General features: G+C 44.0%; 21 protein-coding genes and 3 tRNA genes. 4 read left to right on the top strand and 20 right to left on the bottom strand.

From position 1 onward, the window contains the following. Positions 1-14: 14 nt before the first annotated feature. From EZE20_RS07285 to EZE20_RS07300, 4 genes are all read right to left on the bottom strand, one after another. On the bottom strand, positions 15-440 hold the full coding sequence (locus EZE20_RS07285) for an STAS domain-containing protein (RefSeq protein ID WP_132116049.1): 426 nt from the start codon (positions 438-440) through the stop codon (positions 15-17). Between the two features lie 98 nt (positions 441-538). Further along, positions 539-1,477 (bottom strand): phosphoribosylaminoimidazolesuccinocarboxamide synthase, encoded by a 939-nt coding sequence (locus EZE20_RS07290; RefSeq protein WP_132116051.1) that lies wholly within the window; start codon positions 1,475-1,477, stop codon positions 539-541. A 35-nt stretch (positions 1,478-1,512) separates the two neighbouring features. Next, complete coding sequence (locus EZE20_RS07295; protein ID WP_132116053.1) at positions 1,513-2,211, bottom strand: hypothetical protein; 699 nt, start codon at positions 2,209-2,211, stop codon at positions 1,513-1,515. 40 nt (positions 2,212-2,251) lie between these two features. Further along, positions 2,252-3,214, bottom strand: coding sequence for a vWA domain-containing protein (locus tag EZE20_RS07300; RefSeq protein WP_132116055.1), 963 nt, complete (start codon positions 3,212-3,214; stop codon positions 2,252-2,254). 124 nt (positions 3,215-3,338) lie between these two features. Here EZE20_RS07300 and EZE20_RS07305 point away from each other — a divergent pair. The 3 genes from EZE20_RS07305 (at position 3,339) to EZE20_RS07315 (ending at position 3,701) form a co-directional block, all read left to right on the top strand. Next, positions 3,339-3,425 (top strand) — tRNA-Ser (locus tag EZE20_RS07305). A gap of 54 nt (positions 3,426-3,479) precedes the next feature. Beyond that, a tRNA-Pro gene (locus EZE20_RS07310) sits at positions 3,480-3,553 on the top strand. Positions 3,554-3,627: 74 nt separating this feature from the next. After that, positions 3,628-3,701, top strand: a tRNA-Arg gene (locus EZE20_RS07315). Between the two features lie 100 nt (positions 3,702-3,801). Here EZE20_RS07315 and EZE20_RS07320 read toward each other — a convergent pair. The 15 genes from EZE20_RS07320 to mnmE all read right to left on the bottom strand — a co-directional run bounded on the left by EZE20_RS07320 (position 3,802) and on the right by mnmE (position 20,874). Beyond that, on the bottom strand, positions 3,802-5,004 hold the full coding sequence (locus EZE20_RS07320) for a PDDEXK nuclease domain-containing protein (protein ID WP_132116057.1): 1,203 nt from the start codon (positions 5,002-5,004) through the stop codon (positions 3,802-3,804). 71 nt (positions 5,005-5,075) lie between these two features. Beyond that, positions 5,076-5,357, bottom strand: a complete 282-nt coding sequence (locus tag EZE20_RS07325) for a YidH family protein (RefSeq protein WP_132116059.1) — start codon at positions 5,355-5,357, stop codon at positions 5,076-5,078. An 81-nt stretch (positions 5,358-5,438) separates the two neighbouring features. Next, a complete protein-coding gene (locus EZE20_RS07330; RefSeq protein WP_132116061.1) occupies positions 5,439-6,722 on the bottom strand; it encodes a citrate synthase in 1,284 nt (427 codons plus the stop codon). A gap of 561 nt (positions 6,723-7,283) precedes the next feature. Then, a complete protein-coding gene (locus EZE20_RS07335; RefSeq protein WP_132116063.1) occupies positions 7,284-7,706 on the bottom strand; it encodes a hypothetical protein in 423 nt (140 codons plus the stop codon). Next, on the bottom strand, positions 7,703-8,626 hold the full coding sequence (miaA, locus tag EZE20_RS07340) for a tRNA (adenosine(37)-N6)-dimethylallyltransferase MiaA (protein WP_132116065.1): 924 nt from the start codon (positions 8,624-8,626) through the stop codon (positions 7,703-7,705). Before miaA ends, EZE20_RS07335 begins: the two co-directional genes overlap by 4 nt. 21 nt (positions 8,627-8,647) lie before the next feature. Further along, positions 8,648-9,553, bottom strand: a complete 906-nt coding sequence (locus EZE20_RS07345; RefSeq protein ID WP_132116067.1) for a hypothetical protein — start codon at positions 9,551-9,553, stop codon at positions 8,648-8,650. After that, entirely contained in the window at positions 9,550-10,404 is an 855-nt protein-coding gene (locus tag EZE20_RS07350) for a pirin family protein (RefSeq protein WP_132116069.1), read from the bottom strand. Before EZE20_RS07350 ends, EZE20_RS07345 begins: the two co-directional genes overlap by 4 nt. 100 nt (positions 10,405-10,504) lie before the next feature. After that, a complete protein-coding gene (locus EZE20_RS07355) occupies positions 10,505-11,278 on the bottom strand; it encodes an HNH endonuclease family protein (RefSeq protein WP_132116071.1) in 774 nt (257 codons plus the stop codon). A 3-nt stretch (positions 11,279-11,281) separates the two neighbouring features. Next, the gene (locus EZE20_RS07360) at positions 11,282-12,658 is read right to left on the bottom strand and encodes an ATP-binding protein (protein ID WP_132116073.1); all 1,377 of its coding nucleotides are present in this window, start codon (positions 12,656-12,658) and stop codon (positions 11,282-11,284) included. Between the two features lie 162 nt (positions 12,659-12,820). Further along, the gene (locus EZE20_RS07365; protein ID WP_132116075.1) at positions 12,821-14,074 is read right to left on the bottom strand and encodes a restriction endonuclease subunit S; all 1,254 of its coding nucleotides are present in this window, start codon (positions 14,072-14,074) and stop codon (positions 12,821-12,823) included. Beyond that, entirely contained in the window at positions 14,071-15,507 is a 1,437-nt protein-coding gene (locus EZE20_RS07370) for a class I SAM-dependent DNA methyltransferase (protein ID WP_132116077.1), read from the bottom strand. The genes EZE20_RS07365 and EZE20_RS07370 overlap by 4 nt, the downstream gene beginning before the upstream one ends. 56 nt (positions 15,508-15,563) lie before the next feature. Beyond that, a complete protein-coding gene (locus EZE20_RS07375) occupies positions 15,564-16,244 on the bottom strand; it encodes an ACT domain-containing protein (protein ID WP_132116079.1) in 681 nt (226 codons plus the stop codon). Next, positions 16,199-16,822, bottom strand: coding sequence for a hypothetical protein (locus EZE20_RS07380; protein ID WP_132116081.1), 624 nt, complete (start codon positions 16,820-16,822; stop codon positions 16,199-16,201). Before EZE20_RS07380 ends, EZE20_RS07375 begins: the two co-directional genes overlap by 46 nt. A gap of 61 nt (positions 16,823-16,883) precedes the next feature. Then, positions 16,884-19,277 (bottom strand): EcoAI/FtnUII family type I restriction enzme subunit R, encoded by a 2,394-nt coding sequence (gene hsdR / locus EZE20_RS07385; RefSeq protein ID WP_132116083.1) that lies wholly within the window; start codon positions 19,275-19,277, stop codon positions 16,884-16,886. A 223-nt stretch (positions 19,278-19,500) separates the two neighbouring features. Beyond that, on the bottom strand, positions 19,501-20,874 hold the full coding sequence (mnmE, locus tag EZE20_RS07390) for a tRNA uridine-5-carboxymethylaminomethyl(34) synthesis GTPase MnmE (RefSeq protein ID WP_228713622.1): 1,374 nt from the start codon (positions 20,872-20,874) through the stop codon (positions 19,501-19,503). 95 nt (positions 20,875-20,969) lie between these two features. On the opposite strand from mnmE, the gene EZE20_RS07395 reads away from it, so the two are divergent. Continuing rightward, the gene (locus EZE20_RS07395; RefSeq protein WP_132116085.1) at positions 20,970-21,491 is read left to right on the top strand and encodes a histidine phosphatase family protein; all 522 of its coding nucleotides are present in this window, start codon (positions 20,970-20,972) and stop codon (positions 21,489-21,491) included. 7 nt (positions 21,492-21,498) lie between these two features. On the opposite strand, the gene EZE20_RS07400 is transcribed toward EZE20_RS07395, so the two are convergent. Beyond that, the gene (locus tag EZE20_RS07400; RefSeq protein ID WP_132116087.1) at positions 21,499-22,536 is read right to left on the bottom strand and encodes an oxygenase MpaB family protein; all 1,038 of its coding nucleotides are present in this window, start codon (positions 22,534-22,536) and stop codon (positions 21,499-21,501) included. Positions 22,537-22,610 lie beyond the last annotated feature (74 nt).

A 22,610-nucleotide genomic window follows, 5' to 3' on the forward strand; every position in this document is an offset into this window, starting at 1 on the left:
GGACTGTAAAAGTACTAAGGTTCGTTTGATTCGCTGATTCCCTCGTAATCATCGGCGTCGTAGTCGTCATCATCTCCCGCCCCAAACTCATTTTCAAGATCATGCATAAAAACCGCATCAATCGCTTCTTCGAGCGTAGGCAAAAGCACGAGGTCAGGAATGCGGGAGTCTTCCAGCAAATCCATGAAATCGTCATTTTTCGTTACCAGCACGAGTGTGCCCAGGCTAGTGGCGCAGAGCCGGATCATTTTGCGTAAAGTGGTGATTCCGGCCGCATCAACCGTCGTTGCTTCGTTCATCACCACAATCAGATTATGCGTGTCTTCCCGTAAGATTTCGCGGGCTTGTGCTTCAAAAAGACCGGGAATTTCCCCTGCAAAGGCGGTTTCTTTAAGGGTAATTACGGCGTACTGTTCACTTCTTTCGATTTTGTAGTCCATCGGTTTTAAATAATGAGCTGTATAAAGTTGAAATAAAGGTTGTTTTTAGAGGCAGTTGAGTGGTGTATCGGCTCCTGACATGACGCAGGTACTACCAGTTATTGATTTAAATACCTGAGAATATTCTCTTCAATTCGCTTCACAATATCCGTATTTTCAGCTTTTACAAAAGGCAAACCCGTAACTTTTTCATAGAGTTCAATGTAGCGCTCACTGATCATCAGTACCCGGTCATCGTCCATGACGGGTACCTGCTGCCCATCTTTTCCCTGAAATCCATTCTCAATGAGCCATTCCCGCACAAATTCTTTGGATAACTGCTTTTGTGAAATTCCTTTCATTTGGTTTTCCTGGTAGCTGTCCAGATAAAAGTAGCGCGACGAATCGGGTGTGTGAATTTCGTCAATCAGGTAAATCACCCCGTCCAAAGCGCCAAACTCATACTTCGTATCGACCAGGATGAGGTGCTGCTGAGCGGCCATTTCGGTGCCTCGCTGAAACAGTGCCAACGCAAAGCCTTCAAGCTGTGCATACGTTTCGGCCTCCACAATGCCCCGCTCAATGATTTCTTCGCGCGAAATATCTTCGTCGTGGCCTTCATGCGCCTTGGTCGTTGGAGTCAGAATTGGTTGCGGAAGTTTGTCATTTTCTTTTAAGCCTTCGGGTAGAGTAACCCCGCAAACGACCCGACGCCCTGCTTTGTACTCGCGCCAGGCGTGTCCGGCCAAATACCCTCTGACCACCATTTCGACGGGAAAAGTTTCACAACGCAAGCCTACACTCACGTTGGGGTCGGGCACTGCCTGCAACCAATTGGGTACAATATCTGCCGTAGCTTTCAGAAAATGCGCAGCTATTTGGTTCAGTACCTGTCCTTTGTACGGAATGGGGCGCGGCAGAATGACATCAAAGGCAGAAATCCGGTCAGAGGCAACCATGATTAATTTGTCAGAAAAGGAATATACGTCGCGTACTTTTCCCCGGTAAAAATGTTGCTGACCTGGTAATTCAAATTGGGTTTCGTGTAAGGCATTCATGGTAAAGTATGGGATAGTGGTTGCATCGGGCCGTATTACCATTCAATGGTCTTACTTTGCTCAGCCTGATTATGAAATTGGTTTCGTTTTAACTGGAAAATATAATGCGTTTCGTTCGATTTCATAGCTTCCAGAATGGACCGGGCCTGATCTTCTGACATATTTAGTCGGCGAAGTCGTTGGAGGAGTTCTTCGCGTTGTTCTGCCAGTTCGGGTGTTTTATCCGGTGCTTCGGTCGGATTCGTGGGGGTAGGTGGTGGCGGTGTCGGGCTTTGTGGCGGTGGCTCGGGCAAAGAGGTTTTTCCCGAAAAACGTCTTTTTAATAACTCATAATTATACCGTGCCTTTGAGTTTCCTGCATGTAGCTGTAAGGCAGTGGCAAGATGTTCAATCGCCCCGGAAGTATCTCTACTCATCACCGAAAGTAGCCCAAGTTGGGAATGCGCAATGGAAGCGATCGATTTATCCGAAATATTAATCAGCAACTTGTAGTTCTGCCTTGCTTTTTCCAGACTATCCAGCTGAAAGTAGGCATGCGCAAGGTACAGGCGTCCGGCAGGCTCAGTAAACAGCGAAGTATAGGTAAGTTGGTGATAGAGCTCCACGGCTTTGGTATAATTTCCGGCACGATAGGCGATTTCTGCCTCATTTTTAGCACGGTTGGACAACGAAATTGCATCAAACGAACGGTTGTCCCAGATCCAAAGGATTAAGTAAAGCAAAAAGGTTGTCATGGTCAGGTGGTTCGCGAAGGGCAAAAATACAAAGAGATCCTTAGAGTCGGAACGTACGAACCGTGATTAATACGTCGAGAAATAATAATGCGAGAGCCACAATCAGGAAATAGTAGTATTTATTAGTTACAATAGCTACCCGTCTACTGTCAATGAGTTGCCCTTCCAGCGAATTAACTTCTTCGACAACTTTGGCAATATCATTCACCTGATTGTTCAATCGGTACACGGTTCCTTTGGTTTGCATCGCTAGTGAACTCAGGGCTTTATCGTTAAGTTTGCTTATGACCGTTTCGCCGTCCGAATCCTTCAAAAAACCATCTCCTGTACGGATTGAGCTGCCGGAGGAGGTCCCAACCCCAACAATCAGGATCCGAAAACCAAATCTGCGCAGGTTGTTAAACAAATAGGCCTTGCAGTTGGCAGGCTTCTCGCCATCGGTAAAAAGAATCAGAATTTTCGATTTATTGGCTGCACTCGAATCACGGGTCATTTTGGTATAAGCAAGTTCCAATGCGCTGCACGGGTTTGTGCCTGATGTGGGCAAAAGGTTGGTTTGCATGGACTGAACATACAGACCGAGCGCCGCCTGATCGTAGGTAAGGGGAGATTGAGTGTATGCATCGTTTGAGAAAACAATTAAGCCGTAACGATTGCTGACTGTAGCCGCAAGCAGTCGGTTGATTTCAAATTTGATTTTTTCGAGCCGGGTTGGAGATACGTCCGTAGCGTCCATTGATTTGGAAAGATCTACCAAAATGTACACATCCTTCCCCGTTGCTTTCAGTTCTCGCTCTGCCTCACCGAAAGAAGGACCAAGAAGGGAGATCATCAGCAAAACAAAGGCAATTGAGCGAATAAAAAATTTTAAAAAAAGTGACCGCGCCGTAGTTTTCAGCTTTCGGGCAATGCGGATCGTCCGAAAAACATAGGTGATGTAAACAAAAATGAAAAGTATTGAAAAAATAATTTCAGTGGTTCCAAATGGATAGTTCCAATTCATAGTAAGGTAATTACAGGAAATCAATCGGGGTCAAAATTAGGCAATCCAGCCTTCTGACAAAGTTTTTTTTACACAATGTTTGTTTTAATCAATTTGAACCTTCTATATTTGTGTCCCGATAGCAGGAGAGATGGGTGAGTGGCTGAAACCAGTAGTTTGCTAAACTGCCGTACTCGTAAGGGTACCGCGGGTTCGAATCCCGCTCTCTCCGCTTATTTGGCAAAGAATAAAGGGTCGATTAGCAAACGAAGCTAATCAAAATTTTCGGGGAGTGGCGCAGCCCGGTAGCGCATCTGGTTTGGGACCAGAGGGTCGCAGGTTCGAATCCTGTCTCCCCGACGAAAATACACAAGCAGCTTTTAGTATTCAGTTTGCAGCCTAGACTGTCTGCTGAGCCTGAAAGCTGCTTTTTTGGTCCCGTAGCTCAGCTGGATAGAGCATCTACCTTCTAAGTAGGCGGTCACACGTTCGAATCGTGTCGGGATCACGAAAAAATTAATAAAGCAGCTTTTGGTTGTCAGTTTCAGTTTAGTCTGTTCTGAGCCCGGAAGCTGCTTTTTTGGTTGGGTAGGCTGTAAAGCGTTTGCTTAGCTTTTTATATCTGTTAATTCGTTTTCAAGATCTTCTATCTGTGGCAAAGACGACTTCAACTCATCGGGAATGGCTTTACTAAAATGATAATCCGAAATTCCTATGGCAGTATTAAACCCACGTAAAGCATATTCTGCCAAAACTTCGTTTTTACCTCTGCACAGTAGCAATCCGATGGTGTCATTATCATGCGAAGTTTTCATTTGATCATTGACCACATTTACATAAAAATTTAATTGACTCGCATCGCCTGGCTCAAAAGGGCGAGCTTTGAGTTCTACTACTACGTAGCAATGCAACTTTGTATGATAAAATAGCAGGTCTATAAAAAAATCGGTATCGGCAATCTCTATATGCACTTGCCTGCCTATAAAAGCAAAGCCCTGACCGAGTTCAAGCAAAAACTTAGAAATATGTTGACTAAGCTGTTCTTCTATATTTCGTTCGTTGGCTTTTTCCTGGGCTTGTACAAAATCAAAAATATAAGGGTCTTTTAGTAGATAATTGGCAAAATCAGACTGGACAGGTGGTAAATTCTTTGTAAAATTGTTTATTTTTTGGTTTGATACTTGCCTTTCAAATAAGCCACTTTCGATTTGCAAAGTAAGAATATTCCTGCTGTTGCCGTGCTCTAAGGAATTGAGCATATACCAGAGCCGTTTGCCAACATGTCCAAGTTTATCTATTAACACAATGTGGTGTGACCAGGGGATTTTCGCCAGAATTGAAGATAAAAACAGGGTTTCCTCTGATTGTTCAATTGCCTTTTGAGTGAGTATGGGGTTGAAATCCTGATTTTGTAATTGTGCAACAGGTTGTTGCACAATTACATTTTCCTCTGATAGTAACAGTTGTGACACCAGATTTCGGGAAAAGCCTTCCGTTTTTAGCCTTATTTCTATGAGGTTATACTGTTGAATCACGGGGATCTGATATGATTCGGCAAATGCCCTCATATATTTTAAGTTTCTAATCGAAAACCCTTTTAAGCTGGGAAATTCTTTTTTGATGTCTGCCGAGAGTAATTCTATAATTTTAGCACCCCAGCCCTGTTGAGCTTGGTTTTGCAAAATAACATTGCCCAATTTCCAGTACAAAAGTAACATTTGGCTATTGGCAGCGCTAATCGTTTTTAGTTGTGCATTCTTTATTTGTTCTTGAACCTGTGCAAGCATCTGTATGTATTTTTCTTCTTTCATTTCTTTTTTGCCAGTTCGTTTTTACGACACATTTTACCAATAACATTCTAAATCAACCCTTTTACTAATTTTTACGTGTCTTTTTGAATAACCCTCCGCCCAAAATATCCTTTATCAATTCGCTTTTTAACTGAATAATACCTCCACATTCCTGTAAAAAATACCAAAGGAGCTAAAACGAGGCAAACGAAACCAAACAAGCTGATATCTCTGAAAATATCCATGCGGATTATTGTGATGCCACCGGCCAATAAGGCGAAGGATGTCCTGAAATAGGCAAGAAAGGTGCGTTCGTTGGCGAGCTTGGTGCGCTCAATGGCGAGCCAATCGGCTAGTGACAGGGGATTTTCCATTGATTATCCTGGCTAAAAAAACACCGCCCAAATTTTCATTTGAGGCGGTGTTTATGTTAAAATTACTTTCCTGATAATCTTCTAGCGGTCAGTCATCGATACAAAATCACGATGCGTAGGACCTGTATACACCTGACGCGGACGGCCAATAGGCTCCTTATTTTCCCGCATTTCTTTCCATTGCGCAATCCAGCCGGGCAAGCGGCCAATCGCAAACATCACCGTGAACATGTTGGTCGGGATGCCCAAAGCACGATAGATGATTCCGGAATAGAAGTCTACGTTGGGGTAGAGCTTACGCGACACGAAGTATTCATCTTCAAGTGCAGCCTGTTCGAGCGTTTTGGCGATTTCGAGAACGGGATCATTAACACCCAATTTACTCAAAACATCATCCGCAGCTTTCTTTATGATACGAGCCCGGGGATCAAAGTTTTTGTAAACCCGGTGACCAAACCCGAACAAACGGAAACCGCTCGATTTGTCTTTGGCCATGTTGATGTACTTCTGCGTATCGCCTCCGTCTGCCTTGATTGCTTCCAGCATTTCGATTACTTCCTGATTGGCTCCTCCGTGCAGAGGTCCCCACAAAGCACCGATTCCGGCAGAAATTGACGAATAAATATTGGCCTGCGACGAACCTACCAAACGCACCGTTGAGGTAGAGCAGTTCTGCTCGTGATCGGCGTGTAAAATCAACAGTTTATTCAAAGCTTTTGAAACGACCGGGTCAACTTCATATTTTTCGACCGGCAGTGCAAACATCATGTTCAGGAAGTTTGAGCAATAATCCAGCTCGTTGTTAGGATAATTGACGGGATGTCCCTGCGATTTTTTGTACGACCAGGTTGCAATTGTGGGTAACTTGGCCAACATCCGTATGATATGCATTTCGGTATCAGCGGGTGCGTTTGAATCGTAGGAATCAGGGTAAAAGGCGCTCATGGCGCTTACGAGCGACGAAAGCACGCCCATCGGGTGTGCATTTACCGGAAAACCTTCAAAAACTTTACGCATGTCTTCGTTGACAAGCGTATGCGTACGAATCTCATATTCGAACTCTTTGTATTGTTCTTCGGTCGGTAGCTCACCATAAATCAGAAGATAGGAAACTTCCAGGAAGGTGGCTTTTTCGGCTAAATCTTCGATGGAGTAGCCTCTGTACCGTAATATACCAAGTTCGCCATCCAGAAAAGTGATTGAACTTTTTGTAGAACCTGTATTCTTAAATCCGTTATCAATGGTAATGTATCCGGTTTTGTCGCGCAGCTTGCCTATGTCTATGGCTTTTTCGTTTTCGCTGCCTTCTATTACCGGAAACTGATAAAGTTGACCTTCAATGGTCAAATCGGCTGATTGTGACATATAAATAATCGAGAAAAATTTGAGTTATTGAAAAATTAGGTGGTTTATGAAAAATTATGTTGGGTTAAAAATGTCGGAATAAACTAGTAACCGAATACTTCTCAGGATGTTTTATGCTTTACTTTTAACACTATTTCAGATAAAATTTCCTGTGGGTCTAGACTGCAATATCCAAAAAATTATTTGGACTTTCTATCAAAAATCTGAGTTTATTGCCATCCTTCCGTGGTTTTGCCTTATTCCAAACCATTTATCGTGTCACTTTAACAAGTTTTACATCTTTCCTTACTATTTCTACCTGTCTAAGCACATGTATTTGCTCTGCCTGATTGTCCCGAAGGGCTATCCGGTCAGCCGTTTTTCCCGATTGAATACGTCCAGACTCATTTTCCAAATGAAAAACCCGGGCATTACCGGCAATACTTCAAGCTCCCACAGGCTCATAGGTAACCAGCAAATCCAGCTGTATACGCCGATTTAGCATGTTGGTATAGTGAGGACGATGTTTACCTGCAACTTCCCCAGGTAGTCACTCTCAATTTTTGTGACAATAGAGCGCTGTCATAGTCCGGTCTGCCTGCGGGCCTGATAAATGGCCATAATCAGATAACGGCCAAAGACGCCAATCAGGATTACGGGCAGTAAATGCGCTCCATAAATAAAGGCTTTGCCGGTCATGCTGTATGTTACAGAAGAGAAAGTAACGTAGACATACGCAAAAAGCGACATCCCCAAAACCATGAACATAAGATACCAGCCTACGGAAGCTTTGGGGGTAGTAACGCGGCGCACAATTTCGCATAGTGCGAGCGAAACGCCAACGACCAAACAAACCGTTGCCAGGGCACGGGGAAATGTTTTGAGGTAGTCGTGCTTGTAAATGAGTACGCCCAAACGGCCAATCAGGTTTGGGTGGGCAAGCAGGTAGGCATCTGTAAAGGTCAGCGCTACAAGCAGTAAAGTGGTTGTGAGGTTTTTGGTCATCGTAAATTGGGGGGAAGGGGTAGTTGTGAACAAATAAATTCGATCCATTCTTCGGTTTTCTGGTGCGGGGAAAGCCACTGAATCCGGATTCCGTCGCGCTCCATTTTGCGAAAATACGTCATTTGCCGTTTCGCATAGCGATGTATTTCTGTTTCCAGTTTTTTAGTCATTTCGGTCAGGCTCATTATTCCGGTCAGGTACTCCGTGACGTACTTATATTCAAGTCCGTAGTAGATCAGTTGAGCGGCTGTTAAACCTGACTTTAACAAGCCGTCAACTTCCTCAATCAGACCAAGTTCCAGACGTTCATGAAGGCGTTTACTGATGCGTGCCCGCCGAACTTCAACGGGAGGGTTTAAGCCAAACACAGTATATTCAGGAAGGGTTGTCCCGGGATAATCTTCCAGCGAATTTTCCAAAAGCCAGGTAGCAATCTCAATCGCACGAATCAACCGCTTGCGGGTAGATACATCGGCTAGCTGAGAATAGGACGAGGGAATAGATCTAAATCGTTTGAGCAAATCGTCATCCTCCTGGGTTTCGAGTTCCTGGCGCAGCGGTTCGTTTACCGGAATGCCCGTATAGCCGTAGTTCTGCAACACCGAATGTATGTACAAACCCGTGCCGCCGCACAAAATGGGAACCTGCTTCCGTTGGTAAATTTGGGGCAAAAGTCCGGCTACATCCTGTTGAAACTGAAAAACATGGTACTTTTCACCCGGATCCAGAATGTCGATCAAATGATAAGGAATAGATTTTCCCTTAACGACATATTCGCTAAGGTCTTTGCCGGTCCCGATCGTCATGTGGCGATATACCTGCCGCGAATCAGCGCTGATGATTTCTCCCCCGATGCGGTGCGCCAATTGGGTAGCGAGCTGAGTTTTTCCGGAAGCCGTTGGGCCGAGCAGAACGATCAAGGGACAGGTAGCGTGTTAAAGTCAGGGATGAATTGTCAGCACAAATTTACGACTTCCGGCCGTATAGACTTTCAAATATCCCTGTGCTTCGGCATTTAATTCTGTTAAACCTTCGGGTAAACGCTGCGTTGGATAGCGCTTCAAATTCTCGGGCTGTACCCAAAAAAGATGCTTATCGGTATCGTTCACGGCCTTAAAGCCTTGTTTTTCAAAACTTTGCCCCACCGACCATTCCAGGTCAACGTAGGTCATGATGTCATTCGGTTGGTGTTCTTTTACTACGTGTGAAAGTAGTTTAGTTAAACCTCCTACCACAGTAGTGTGAGCAAGATTGGCAAAGCGAATCATTTCAAACGATCGGTGAGGGCCGGTTTCGCGCGTAAAGATTCGGGGAGGTGCAAACGTCGCAAGCGCCACGAGCATTCCGTCCTGAGTACGAAGTTGATTGGTAAACAATTGGGGTGAATGCAAGACACGCTCGTAGTGCTGAGGCAGATATAAACCGTAGGCATAGCGAGCCGGCAGAGGGCCTTGCAGGTGATTTTCTTCTAAGAATCTTAACGTATCCGCTTTATCAACCCGCCTGACTTTGGTCAGCCGTGCGGGAATGCGCTCAGAAATGCCAAGCAAAGCTTTTAATCGTGATTGAATGATGAATGGTTTAGTGAACCACAAATCTTCATGAATGATAATTGACTTATTAACAAGTTGATTTGCAGAAGTTTTCGAGTCGCTGATTTGGCGTTGGTTTAATGACTTTAACGTAATGGTCAATACCCGAAAACCGTCGGAAGATTCAACGTTCACTACTTCCGGCGAATGCCTGACCACCCTCAAACCGTTCGGCAAAGAAAGGACGAAGGTGGTCAGCCATGCTACAAAAGTGTCTTCAAAGGAATGCTTTGCTGCGTTTTGAGTAAGGTTCATTCGTGCCAACTGCCAAATTTTCCCAAACGGTAGTCGCGGTAGGCTTCCTGAATTTCCTGCTCGGTATTCATCACAAATGGCCCCTGCGCGACTACCGGCTCACGAAATGGCTCAGCGTGTCCCAGCAAAATCAGCGAGTCGGCCTCGGCCTGTACTTCAATTGTACCTTCGGCATAGCCAAACTCTACTAAGTGCAGGGTAGGTACGGACGTTTGATTCACCGTCACTTTTCCCTGAATGACGTAAAACAAAATCGTGTGATTGGCCGGAATCGTCAGCGAGAGTTGTCCGGAAGTGTGTAATCGGATAGTTTGGAGCGAAATGTTAGTTGGCGTCGTGAAGGCACCCGGCTGCCCCTGCCAATCGCCGGCCACGAGATTTACTGAGCCTTGTCCGTCAGGTAGAGTTACGGTCGGGATTTCTTCTTTTGGAAGTCCGATGTACTGCGGGTCGGTCATTTTGTAGCGGGCGGGAAGGTTCAGCCACAATTGAAGGATTTCGAGATTTCCCCCTTCTTTTTTGAACGTATCCGACGACACCTCCGCATGAATCAGCCCGCGCCCGGCAGTCATGTACTGCACCCCCCCGGCCACAATCGTGCTTTCGTGTCCGCCTGAATCCTTGTGCATAATGTCGCCATCGACCACAAACGTTACCGTTTCCATACCCCGGTGCGGATGCGGGCCAAAGGGCATACCGGAGTTTCGGGGCGGATACACCTGCGGGCCGTGGTGGTTGAGGAGCAGGAATGGATCTAACTGCGGCAGCCCCGGACCGGGCAGGGGCGAGTACGTACTCAAATCGGCAATGGGTCGAAAGTCGGCTTTGTGTATTTTTTTAATGGGTCTCATGCGTTGTAAGTTGTTTGGAAGAAAACAGCCGGAAGGCCGAAGTAGTTTTTTGGGAGGGTGATTTTGTGGCAGGTAGCAAGAAGTACGAGCAGTTTGTGCCCTAGAAATCAATGGGATTCTTCCTGAAAAAGCACCTTAACATGGATGCGTATTCGCAGGAGTCTTGCAGGGAGTCGTTATAATATTTTAAAATACATCTTTTAGCTTCCGCTTTGATCTCATGAGTCGTATCAGGAATAGCTCTTGCGATGTTATACAAATCTCTCACTATTCTAAGCTTATCTCTCCTTTGTTCATTTAACAACTCTCTATCCAGCCCTAGTTTATCAATCGTCATGTTACCCCGGCCAAAAGTATCGATGCCTACCGGAATTTCTTCTCTAAATTCAATGAACTGTTCAGGATTCTCTTTGAAAGGGTGTATAAAAACTGGTTCTTCGGTTGTATAATCCTCATGGTGAGACCTCGCTCTAATTGAGTCAGGCATTAATGGAAAAAGATTCTTCTTATGTCGCCTGTTGCATTTCGAACAAGACAACAATAAATTGTCCCAGGAATAAGCAAGCCAGTAATATCCAGGTTTGTTTATAGTTTCTTCATCTTGCACCCATCCTGATTTTGGCCTGAAATGTTCAACATCACCTTCTTCGATATGTCCAATTTTTGATTCGCAAAAACAACATTTGTACGCTTGTGACTCTATAAGAATAGTCTTTACAGAAGGGTGTCCATAAATTGATTTTTCAAAATCCTCACTTTTAAAATCAACGAAACCATTTTCAAATTTAGAATTGAGTTTTTTAATGGCTGCAACTCCATCCACAGATAGGATCGAAGGAGGAGGTAGGGTTGCTCTATTATTTAGTCGAATCATTTTCTAATCGTCTTTCTTATTTTTTAAAAAGGCAGCGGCTTGATGTATCAAATCAAAGGCTTGTCTATCCGTATCGCTAAATCCTGTTGGTAGTCCATGTGCAATATTATTCAAATAATTTAATCGTTCCTGTTCTCTACTATCAAGATTGTTCTTTTTCAATAGAAGCTCACGTTCCTTTAATTGCATTTCTATATCAGGGCTTCGCGCGCTTTCCAAACCAAATAAATCGCTCGTTAAGATTTGATCTATTCTCCATTTCCGAACGGACTCCACATTACTATCAATTACAACTCCTTCTTCTTCTTTGCGCAGTACCACAATGTTGGCATCCTGCGGCGCAGATTGAACAATTAATGGGCTATGAGCCGTTACAATGAACTGAGTATTAGGAAATCTCTCTGAAAGATAGGAGAAAATATCCCGCTGCCATTTGGGATGTAAATGCAGGTCTATTTCATCAATCAGTACAATTGCAGGTTCAGCTAGCGGGTTTTCGCTATCCGGGTATCGTAAAAATAATCGGGCGGCTAAATCAACCATCCACGAAACCATTGATTTATATCCAATACTTAACTGTTTAATTGTTACCCATCCGAGCGAAACTTTAAATTCAACAATTGGTGTATAATTGGATAGAGAGGGTAAGTTGAACCGGATATCTTCAACTTCTGGTAAAAGATTTATCAACATATCCTTTACCAATTCTCGTTGACGCGTTGCCCGATTTTTAATTGACGATTCTTTGCTAGCCGCATAATCCAATCGTAAAAGCCATTCCTCTGCGTTTAGTAGGGTAGCATCCGGGGAAAATAATGTTTCATTATTTTGACTTTGACTTTCAGATAGGTTAGTTGAACTAATTCCTCTACTTGCTCCATATGCGTAAACTATTAACTGATTATTACTAAATTGAAAATCACCCCTAAGTTTTATTTGATTATTTTCAAGTGAAAACCATAAATCTATATCAGTTAATGCCTCATCAATAGAATGAATATTATCTATTTTAATTTGATTACTATTTTTTTTATTTTTGTAAAAAAGATTTGACTTAATAGCAGAAGGTTCATTATTTAACGCCAGTCTAAAATCATCTTTGTTGTTAAGAAAATAACCATTAAATAGGCGTATTGGGCCTTTGTATATATCTTCATTTCCAAAATTGTTTGTTTTGAAGTAGGCAGTTTCTAACAACGAAAGACATTGCAGCAGCGTTGTTTTACCTGTTCCATTATCGCCAAGTATTACGGTCCATTTTGCCCAGCTTCCATCGTCTTTTGTAAGATTCAATGTGGAGCGTTCTTTAAATCCCCGAATGTTTTTCAATTCAATACTTGAAAAATAAACAGGAGTATTGTCAGTTGATGTAGTATTCATTGTCCTATCGCTTTACCTTTTACTTCTCTTTGAACAAAAACAGAGTGACTGTGCATAAGTGCATGTCACTCAGATTTTTACATGAATAAACTTTATATAGCTTTTTTGTGGCTTTTGAGTAAAGTACGAAAAGATTTCCCAAAAAAAGAAAAACCGTACACCTCACTCCACCACCTGCCCCTCCGGCGCAAGCGCCTCCCGCAGCACCTGCTGCAATAGCTGCTCGTTGTGCTGCTGACTGCCCCGGATACTCGCCTCCAAAGCATCAGTATATTTGACTAAATTTTCGTATAAATCTTGTTCTGCTAATGATATGACTGGTAAAGGTGTTTCTAGAATTGATGAAACCTTTAATGAAACATTTGCAGCACCTTTCATTTTGTCAACAAAAAAAAAATGTTTGTAATAGTCAAGGTAATGATACATGAATTTCATATTAAAAAATTGAGGTAAGTATGTCATAACACAAGCAAGGATATTTCCGACAGCGAAGTCCCCATCTTCAAAATGAATTCTTTTTAGAGAAGCGTGGCCATGTCCAGTTGAAGAAACTAATGGAATTAAAATACCCTTACCGGAAAAATGAGATTCATTATGTGTTAACCTTTCTTCTCCTGTAACAACAAGTGGTATAACTCCATCAATTGCTTTCTTTATGCCTACTTTTCCTTTTTCCACAATACATACTTCACCTAATCGAATAAAAACTATTTTTTTCCAATAATCAAATGGTACTTCTTCTTCCGAAATAGGCGGTAGAGGTTTTTCTTTTTTGATTTTCTTTTCCTTCACCAACCGGCCTTTTTCGGCTTTTATGCGCGCCAACAGTTCGCTTGCGGGCTCGTCGGTGGGGTCTTGCGCCACAAGTTTTCCCTGCATCGCTTCCCGCAAAAATGCCTGCCGGAGTTGTTTGACGAGGTGTAGCTGGTGCGTGAGTTCGGTGGAGAGGTTGGCGTTTTGTGTTTCTAGGATCAGGTACTTTTCAACAAACTTTATCTGTTCCTCAATCGGAGGTAGCGGAATTTCGATTTTCGCTATTTCTTTCATGGGAAGAGATACATTAGCCATTCCCTTCATTCGCCCGACCAATTCTTCTTCCTTATTTAGATCAAGAAATCGATAGAGGTAATCTGCCCGTAAAACACTTTCGTCTTTTGGCTGAACCACACAAAGGATAGAACCGACTGCAAATTGGCCAGTTTGATAGTGAATCCTTTTCAAACTACGATGCCCATGTCCGGTAGAAGATACAAGAGGAATCACAACGGCGTTTCCTTCAAAATGAAACTCATTGTGTGTGAGTCTTTCTTCGGCGGTTACTACCAGTGGGTACTCGCCAGGAATTGCTTTACTAATACCAATTTTCCCTTTTTCGATTAAACATAACTCCCCGAGCGTAAATTTCTGCCAACTCATAACACCGCTACTTTTAACTGATTCAACAAATCACTACTTTTTTCAAAGGACGCTTCGAGCATCTGCAAGAGTTCGGCACTGCTGTATTCGATGCTTTCTTCGGTCTTTGTGGGGTTTTTGATGTCGAGGTCGTAGTTGCGGTCCAGGATCGTCTGTATGTCAACCTTCCAGCAGATGTCGCTTTCCTGCCGGTTGTTCCACCAGGTTTTGATGGGTTCAAACTCCTCCACCCGTATCGTCTTCGTTTTACTGTATGATTTTTGGCCTTCGGGCAGGCGGTGTTCGTAGTACCATATTTCTTTGGTGGGCTCGCCTTTGGTAAAAAACAGCAGGTTGGTAGCCACCGTCGCATAGGGCTGAAACACCGAGTTGGGCAGCCGGATAATCGTGTGCAGGTTGCAGTCTTCCACGAGTTTTTGGCGCACCCGCTGCTTCACGCCCTCGCCCGTGAGCGAGCCGTCGGGCAGCACAATACCGGCCCGTCCGCCCTGTTTGAGCAGGTGCATCATCAAAATCAGGAAAAGGTCGGCGCTTTCTTTGGTTCGGTAGTTGAGCGGAAAATTGTTCTCGTTGCTATTGGCCACAATGCCGCCAAAAGGCGGGTTGGCCACAATTGCATCCACGCGGTCTTTTTCGGTAAAACTGCTCAGCGGCTGATCCAGCGAATCACGAAACGTGATGTTGGGCACCTCCATGTCGTGCAAAATGAGGTTGGTGGTTGCCAGCAGGTAGGGCAGCGGCTTGTACTCCCAGCCCATGATATTCTGAGACATCAGCGCCAGGTCTTCCACGCTGTTGTTTAGCTTGCGGAGGTGCTCAATCGTGGCCGTCAGGTAGCCGCCCGTTCCGCAGCTTGGATCCAGAATCCGCTCGCCCAGCTGTGGGTTTATAATGTCGCAGATAAACTCCGTAATGGCACGGGGCGTATAAAACTCACCGCTTTTTCCGGCGCTTTGCAGTTCTTTCAGGATCGTTTCGTAGAGCTCGCCAAAAGCGTGACGGTCTTTGGACTTATTAAAATCAATTTTATTGAGTTCGTTCAGCACCTTGCGGAGGTTAATTCCGCTCTTCATGTAGTTGTTGTTTCCCTGAAACACCTCGCGCACCAGCAGCGCCCGCCGCCGGATTAGGCCATCCGTAACGCCCACCGACAGATTTCGCAGGGCAGGAAATAGCTCACGGTCCACAAATTCTACCAGTTCGTCGCCTGTCATGCCTTCGTCGTCCTGTGCCCACGCTTTCCAGTGCAGCAACGCCGGAATGGGGCTGACGTAATCGTCGTTCATGGTTTCGAGTTCAAGGTCTTTATCCGAAAATATTTTGAGGAAAAGCATCCAGCCGAGTTGTTCAATGCGTTGGGCGTCGCCGTTGAGGCCGGTGTCCTGCCACATAATCCGCCGGATGCTATCGAGGGTTCCTTTTAGGTTGGTCATTTTTGGGGGTTAAATTGGTTGAAATAGCACTAAACAGGTACACGGGATTTTTAAGTTTAAGAAATAAAAGTTAGAATCCAGTTGTAAATATATTTACTAAAAACTCCCAATAAATATATAATTATTGTAGAGATTATGTCAGAAAGTACCGAGTTTTTTGTCCCAGAAATTAAACCATAAATTCTAGTATTTTGAATTTTGAAAAATAAATTATCAATGTAACTGGATTTTATTTTTAGAATTTTAACATTATCATATTTTTTAACTTCCATTAGTTTGCTTTCAATATTTAGTGAATAGCCTTGAATTATAACCTTATTAACTGAGGGTAATTTGGAAAGTTCATTGATTAAATTTTTTAATTTATTTAATTGTTCTAATTCCACGAGTGTAAAAAAATGACAGTTATTACCTTCATGGCTTTCAATTATTGCTGTGGCTAATAAAATATTTCCATAATCATTTGAAATTACTTTTGTAATGCTGTTAATGGATCCAATCTTATCTTCATTTAATATATTTAAATTAATAAGATTCCTTTGTCCGTCGAACACACTGGCAATAAAATATGATTTTTGATTTGGATTTGAAATAATTGAATATTGTACTGATGATAAATCAATCCCACATGATTTAAGTATATAGTTAGGCAAAAAGCCTTCATATTTTGAAATTTTGAGAGTACCTTTTTCTAAAATTGAAAACTCCTTCCATAATTCCATATAATTTTTTTCCATATCTCTAACATGATGGTACAAAAATTCCACCCTCTTACATCATCAATGTAACCTAGTCCTTTGAGAATTTTATCGATTTCTTCTTTAATTCTTAATGTTCTTTTTTTATAAAAATATTTTGCGTTGACATTATAATCAAGTTCTTTTTCAAGCTCTGAATCAATGCTTACAGTCTTATCCCAATTAGAAATATCTGTTAGTAACCAAAAGGAATAAGGTTCGCCTGGAAATGTAGGATTGCTTTGTAGTTTTAAGATATTTATATTATGATTTTTCAGTATTCTTGAAAATTTTTCAATATAACCTAATTCATCATTTTTTTTACTAGGAGACACCCTTATTGCATAAATATTCTTCCAGGTCTTTGGTTTAAAAGGACAAAATAAAATATTTATATCACCCTTTTTACCAAGGTAATTAATACTATTTCCAGAGGTTTTTTCTATTGGAATTGGAAAAGCAAATACTTCAATATCGCTTGAATACCAATAATCCTCAGATATTTTTATTTTCAGACCTTTTGACTTATGTATAAATTCAGTTTCAAGTTGACCTAATTGGAAGTAATTATCTTTCATAACAAAAAGTAAACTTTAATTTCATTAACCGACTAACATAAATTTTTTGATAGAAATAGAACTAACCCATTTTATAAAGTTCTGATTCCAATTCTTTGATCGCTTGCAGGTAGTTCTGTTTACTGCCAAACTGACTGATGATTTCCAGCGGGGAGCCGTAGTTGGTCAGAGGTTTTACTTTGAGAATATCCATACTTTCAATATTCGTGACGCCTTCGTCAGCATATTTATCAAGCAGCGATTCGAGTACCTGCCGGGCTTGTCCGCCATACTTTGTGAAATAATCCCGCTTTTTTACAACATTGGCCCGTTCCTTCCGGGTGAGTGGCGGCTGATCAAACGCTACGTGGCAAATCAGGTCAAAGAGATCTACTTCCCGGTTCACGGCATCGCGCAGGGCTTCTACCATCACGCCCCGTTCTTCCAGCTCCTGAACAATCAGTTCTTTCTTATCAGTAGCGTTCCAGTGCGTCAGAAAATCGTCCAGCGAAGCATATTTTCCTTTGATGAGCTCCCTTGTATGGTCTTTCAGACTAGTGGTAATGGGCTTGCCGTTTTTATCAAAATACAGTTCCCGACTAATCAGGATCGACACATCGACGCCATTTACATATATTTTTTGTCGAGGCTCAGCAAGCGTCGGGCTTGTGCCCACCGGAGGGTAGCGAATGGAAGGCTTCACCACCTCAATCGATTCGCCCGTCGTTTCATCCACAAGCGGCGACTCGTCCTGTTCTTCCTCCTCAATCAGCGTAGAGAGGTCGGTATCTTCCGAAACGGGTTTCACCCGGATAGGGTCGCCGTCAAACTCAGCATCTGCAAAAAGGTCGGTTACGTTGCGGAAATCCAGAATGGTAAAAAACAGCTTGCCAAACTCCTCGTTGATGCGCGTGCCCCGGCCCACAATTTGCTTAAACTTGGTCATGGATTTAATTTCGGAATCCAGCACAATGACCTTGCAGGTTTGGGCATCCACGCCCGTCGTCATCAGTTCTGATGTAGTAGCAATGACCGGATAAAGCTCCACCGGGTCGATAAAATTATCTAGTTCACGCTTGCCCTCCTCATTGTCGCCCGTTATCTGCATCACGTACTTGTAGTTTTTGGCTACTTCGTCGGGGTTCAGATTGGCCAATGCGGTGCGCATCCGCTCGGCGTGATCGATATCCGAACAAAAAACGATGGTTTTGGCAAATCGGTCAAAGCCTTTCAGAAACTCCGTCAGTTTGCGGGCTACTGTTTCGGTACGTTCATCAATGACGAGCCTGCGGTCATAATCTTTCCGGTTATACACCCGATCTTCCACCACATTTCCGGCTTTGTCGAGTTTGCCCTGATTGGGACGCCAACCGTCGGCATCCACATTCAGATTGACCCGCACCACCCGGTAAGGCGCCAGAAAACCGTCGTCAATTCCCTGTTTGAGCGAATAGGTATAAACAGGTTCGCCAAAATATTCACTATTAGACGTGTCTTTGGTTTCTTTGGGCGTGGCCGTCAGGCCCACATGCGTCGCGTTTTTGAAGTACGTCAGAACTTCCCGCCAGGCGCTGTCGTCCTTAGCGCTCCCTCGGTGGCACTCATCGATGACAATCAGGTCGAAAAAATCGGCTGAAAATTGCCGGTACGCATTGGCATCTTCGTCCGCTCCGGTGAGTCCCTGATACAAAGCCAGATACACCTCATAGCTTTTGTCAATCGTCCGGTGTTTGATCACCGTCATTTTGTCTTTAAAGTGCTTAAAATCCCCGCGCCGGGTTTGGTCCAGCAGGGCGTTCCGATCGGCCAGAAAAAGAATCCGCTTTTTCATGCCGCTTTTCCACAGCCGATGAATGATTTGAAAAGCCGTGTAGGTTTTACCCGTTCCGGTTGCCATAACCAACAGCACCCGATTTTGCCCTTTGGCAATTGCCTCTACGCTTCGATTGATCGCAATTTGCTGGTAGTAACGCGGGCGCCGGCCACTGCTGTCGTAGAAATAGTCCTGAGCAATTACCTTTTCAGCGGCGGGGGTTTCGATACCCTTGTATTTTTTGTAAATCTGCCAGAGCGCATCGGGACTCGGGAAGCTATCCATGTCAAGTTCAGTTTCCATGGAATTGTCGGGGGCGGTACGGTCATGAAACAGAAAACCGTCTCCATTGCTGCTGAACACGCAGGGAATATCCAGAATTTGGGCGTAGTCGAGTGCCTGCTGAATCCCGGCCCGGACGGAGTGTTTATTGTCTTTTGCCTCAATAATGGCAATAGGAATATTGGGTTTGTGATATAAAATATAATCTGCCCGCTTGCGAATTCCCCGGCCGGTGAGTTTTCCGCGAACATAAATGCGTCCATCGGTGAAAGAGACCTCTTCCAGAATTTGCGTTAGTTTATTCCAGCCAGCGTTTTCGAGGGAAGGGGTTATGAATTTTGTGCAGATGTCACGTTCGGAGAGGGTAGTTTTTGAAATCATAGGTTAATCAGGTGGGATTTAAGAGGGTTTATTAGTGATGTGTCTGTTTCAGAAAGAGTGCTCCAATGGCAAGTTACTTATTTTGTACATAAATGAAAATCCGGCAATATTAGCAGGTAATCAAAATGCGTAGCATCAGCCTCATAGAGGCGACCTGTTTATAGAACATTCCATTTGGAAATACTCACGAGCTCCGTCAGGAGCAGCCCATATTTGTACTTGTTTACTTTCCAATACAAAACTTACTGAAAATATTCGCCAGCAAATCATCCGAGACAATCGTCCCGGTGATCTCGCCTAAATGAAAAAGCGCCAGCCGAATGTCCTGAGCCAGAAAATCGCCTGTAATGCCTGCGTCCAAACCGTTCAAAACTTCGTCGAGGGCGGCGGATGTTTTGAGCAAATGCTCGTAGTGCCGCAGGTTCGTAACGACCGTATCCGTGGCGGCCTGCTGATGTACCTGAGCAAGAATGACGCTTTTGAGCTCATCCAGGCCGATTTGGGCGTGGGCCGAGATTTTTACCTGATTTTCCGACGAACTGACTTCCGAGGTAAAGGTTGAATTTTGATCAGGCAAATCTATTTTGTTCTGTACCCAAATATACTTTTTCTCAGTGTTTAGTCCTTTCGCCAGTTGTTCCACCTCGCGCAGGGTTTGCTCGCTGTCGTACAGAAACAGCACCAAATCTGCCTGTTCCATCGCCCGGCGCGAGCGCTCAATGCCCATCGATTCTACGACATCGAGCGTCTCACGGATACCGGCGGTATCAATGAAGCGGAACTTCATGCCTTCGAGCACGAGCGTATCCTCAATGACGTCGCGCGTGGTTCCGGCGATTTCCGTCACAATGGCTTTTTCTTCGTTGAGCAGTGCATTCAGCAGAGTAGATTTGCCCACATTTGGTGAACCGATAATCGCTACCGGAATGCCTTCTTTGAGTGCATTACCAAAACTGAATGAGTCAATCAACGGATGTATAGTCTGATGCAGGTGCATGATTAGCTGACGGAGGTCGTCGCGTTGGGCAAATTCTACGTCTTCTTCGCCAAAATCCAGTTCCAGTTCAATCAGAGAAGCAAAATGAATCAGTTCTTCACGAAGCAGATATAATTTTTTGGAAAAACCACCCCGCAGTTGATTCAGGGCGGTACGATGGCTTACGTCCGAATCGGCGGTAATCAGATCGGCTACGGCTTCGGCCTGTACAAGGTCAAACTGTCCGTTCAGAAACGCCCGTTGGGTAAATTCCCCCGGTTTAGCCATTCGGGCGCCCTCGCTGACGAGCATTTTCAGGATTTGCCGTACGATGTAATCGGAGCCGTGACACGAAATTTCCACGGAATCTTCTTTGGTAAACGATTTCGGCGAACGAAAAACTGTGGCCAATACTTCGTCAATCAGCAAAGATTTGTATTGGAGCGTGCCAAAATGCACGGTATGACTCTTTACTTTGGTAAGATCTTTGCCATAAAAAAAACGATTGACGAGCTCGACCGATCCAATGCCCGAAACCCGAATGACGGCGATGGCACCTACACCCGAAGCCGTGGCGAGGGCACAAATAGGCTCTTGTTGCTGAATGAAGGGTTTTTCCATAAAAAAAGCCGGGCAATTGCCGGGTATATAATTTGTCTATATTTACGCAAGTTTGTCTGATTTTATAAACCTGCAATTCGCACAAAGATACTGCTATGCTTCAAACCCTGTCCAAATCGCTTGTGTTTGCCCTACTTCTGATTGGGATTTCGTCCTGTTCTACTTCTACAATTTATCTGGTTCGTCATGCCGAAAAGGCTTCTCAACCAGTACAGGATCCACCCTTAACCGCTATCGGTGAACAACGGGCAGAGGATTTATTGAATGTATTGCGGGATAAAAACATTCAGTATGTTTATTCAACACCGACCGCCCGCACGCAGGCAACTGCTGCGCCATTGGCAAAGCAAATGAATGTAGAGATAAGGCCTTACGGAACGGATACGCTGTGGGAAGTAGCCCGGCATCTTGCCAAATTAAAAAACGGGAATACGCTCGTCGTCGGACACAGCAACACGCTTTTGCCGCTTTTGGATCAATTTCCGGTATCGCATAAGAAGTCCAGCATTCCGGATTCTGATTACGACAATTTATTTATTGTCGAGGTAAAAAGGCGTTTTCTCCGGCCCGATCAGTTTACGTTAACTGAAAGCACATTTGGACAACCTGCTGAATAGGAAATCCTTAACGCCAATAGCGTTCCAGTACGGGCGAATCGGGTGTTTGCAGGCTCAGAAGTTGAGGAAAAAGAGTGGACTGCATGGCAATTTTCACAAACCGTTCTTCCCAGGCTGCCTGCGGAACTCCCAGTAAATCAGCTGTTTCTTTTCCCAGAAAAAAACGCATGTGCGCTGCCGGAATATTCTGTAAACCCGGCGACGGAATCTGCTGCTCAATTGCTTTAAGCAGGGCGCTCGTTAAACCAATACCCGCTTCTGACGTTCGGAACTGCCTTTTGGCAATTGCCCGATCCAGCCGGTAAGCTTCCAGCATATTCTGTGGCAGAAGTTCTTCTTGTAGCCCAAGTTGCCGACCGATTACATTCCAGAAATACAAGAATGAGTTTTCCTCAGCGGTAGATATAGAAATATTCAGTTTCCGCAAACCTTTCAAAATGATAAAAGAAAAGGAAAGGTTTGTACCGGCCATATCCTCCTGACACACGGGATGTCCCCAGGTTGGATTCCATTTTCCGCTGTGCAGCGTAAACCATCGAATGGCGGCATGCAGCAACCGGATCTTGGCAACCCGACGAAAATTCAGGCCATTGATCCAGTCTTTTTCCTGCATAATTCCAAAAACAAAGGCACCGGTTTCTTCCAGGCGTTGAATGGTTTTGGTCCGAATCCGCTCCGAAAGCCACAGCACCTGAGCGCCATTGGCACCGGCATAACAGTACGGAAGCGAATAGGTGCCGAGAAGAAAGGAGATAACTCGAAAATGTTTCCAAAAAAACTGAATTCCATTCGCAAACTCCTTATTTTCAAGGAGATTAGTTGTGTGGATTTGACTAGTGATAAAATTCCGAACACTGTTAGATTGATCATCTACGTCCAGTTTTTCGTAATCTGTGAGGAATTTCATGAGCGTACCAACTGCCGGAAACCCTCCCTGAATGGCTAGCTGTTCGATAACCTCATCAGCTACCGAATCTCCCAGGTGTCGGTAAAGTTCAAGAAAAGCATCAGAAAAAGCTCGACCAGTTAGTGTATTTTTGTGCATCTTCAATTAACCATTGACGTGTGTTGGTAGAACTTCCGGATTATGAATTTGGTTTATTCCCCAACTAAATTAAT

It is taken from the genome of Arundinibacter roseus (assembly GCF_004348825.1).
GTDB classification, from domain to species: Bacteria; Bacteroidota; Bacteroidia; order Cytophagales; family Spirosomataceae; genus Arundinibacter; species Arundinibacter roseus.

Excerpts from the sequence above, each read along its gene's own strand:
- EZE20_RS07285 (WP_132116049.1), bottom strand. The coding sequence starts at position 440 with ATGGACTACAAAATCGAAAGAAGTGAACAGTACGCCGTAATTACCCTT.
- EZE20_RS07290 (WP_132116051.1), bottom strand. The coding sequence starts at position 1,477 with ATGAATGCCTTACACGAAACCCAATTTGAATTACCAGGTCAGCAACAT.
- EZE20_RS07295 (WP_132116053.1), bottom strand. The coding sequence starts at position 2,211 with ATGACAACCTTTTTGCTTTACTTAATCCTTTGGATCTGGGACAACCGT.
- EZE20_RS07300 (WP_132116055.1), bottom strand. The coding sequence starts at position 3,214 with ATGAATTGGAACTATCCATTTGGAACCACTGAAATTATTTTTTCAATA.
- EZE20_RS07320 (WP_132116057.1), bottom strand. The coding sequence starts at position 5,004 with ATGAAAGAAGAAAAATACATACAGATGCTTGCACAGGTTCAAGAACAA.
- EZE20_RS07325 (WP_132116059.1), bottom strand. The coding sequence starts at position 5,357 with ATGGAAAATCCCCTGTCACTAGCCGATTGGCTCGCCATTGAGCGCACC.
- EZE20_RS07330 (WP_132116061.1), bottom strand. The coding sequence starts at position 6,722 with ATGTCACAATCAGCCGATTTGACCATTGAAGGTCAACTTTATCAGTTT.
- EZE20_RS07335 (WP_132116063.1), bottom strand. The coding sequence starts at position 7,706 with ATGACCAAAAACCTCACAACCACTTTACTGCTTGTAGCGCTGACCTTT.
- EZE20_RS07345 (WP_132116067.1), bottom strand. The coding sequence starts at position 9,553 with ATGAACCTTACTCAAAACGCAGCAAAGCATTCCTTTGAAGACACTTTT.
- EZE20_RS07350 (WP_132116069.1), bottom strand. The coding sequence starts at position 10,404 with ATGAGACCCATTAAAAAAATACACAAAGCCGACTTTCGACCCATTGCC.
- EZE20_RS07355 (WP_132116071.1), bottom strand. The coding sequence starts at position 11,278 with ATGATTCGACTAAATAATAGAGCAACCCTACCTCCTCCTTCGATCCTA.
- EZE20_RS07360 (WP_132116073.1), bottom strand. The coding sequence starts at position 12,658 with ATGAATACTACATCAACTGACAATACTCCTGTTTATTTTTCAAGTATT.
- EZE20_RS07365 (WP_132116075.1), bottom strand. The coding sequence starts at position 14,074 with ATGAGTTGGCAGAAATTTACGCTCGGGGAGTTATGTTTAATCGAAAAA.
- EZE20_RS07370 (WP_132116077.1), bottom strand. The coding sequence starts at position 15,507 with ATGACCAACCTAAAAGGAACCCTCGATAGCATCCGGCGGATTATGTGG.
- EZE20_RS07375 (WP_132116079.1), bottom strand. The coding sequence starts at position 16,244 with ATGGAAAAAAATTATATGGAATTATGGAAGGAGTTTTCAATTTTAGAA.
- EZE20_RS07380 (WP_132116081.1), bottom strand. The coding sequence starts at position 16,822 with ATGAAAGATAATTACTTCCAATTAGGTCAACTTGAAACTGAATTTATA.
- hsdR (WP_132116083.1), bottom strand. The coding sequence starts at position 19,277 with ATGATTTCAAAAACTACCCTCTCCGAACGTGACATCTGCACAAAATTC.
- mnmE (WP_228713622.1), bottom strand. The coding sequence starts at position 20,874 with ATGGAAAAACCCTTCATTCAGCAACAAGAGCCTATTTGTGCCCTCGCC.
- EZE20_RS07395 (WP_132116085.1), top strand. The coding sequence starts at position 20,970 with ATGCTTCAAACCCTGTCCAAATCGCTTGTGTTTGCCCTACTTCTGATT.
- EZE20_RS07400 (WP_132116087.1), bottom strand. The coding sequence starts at position 22,536 with ATGCACAAAAATACACTAACTGGTCGAGCTTTTTCTGATGCTTTTCTT.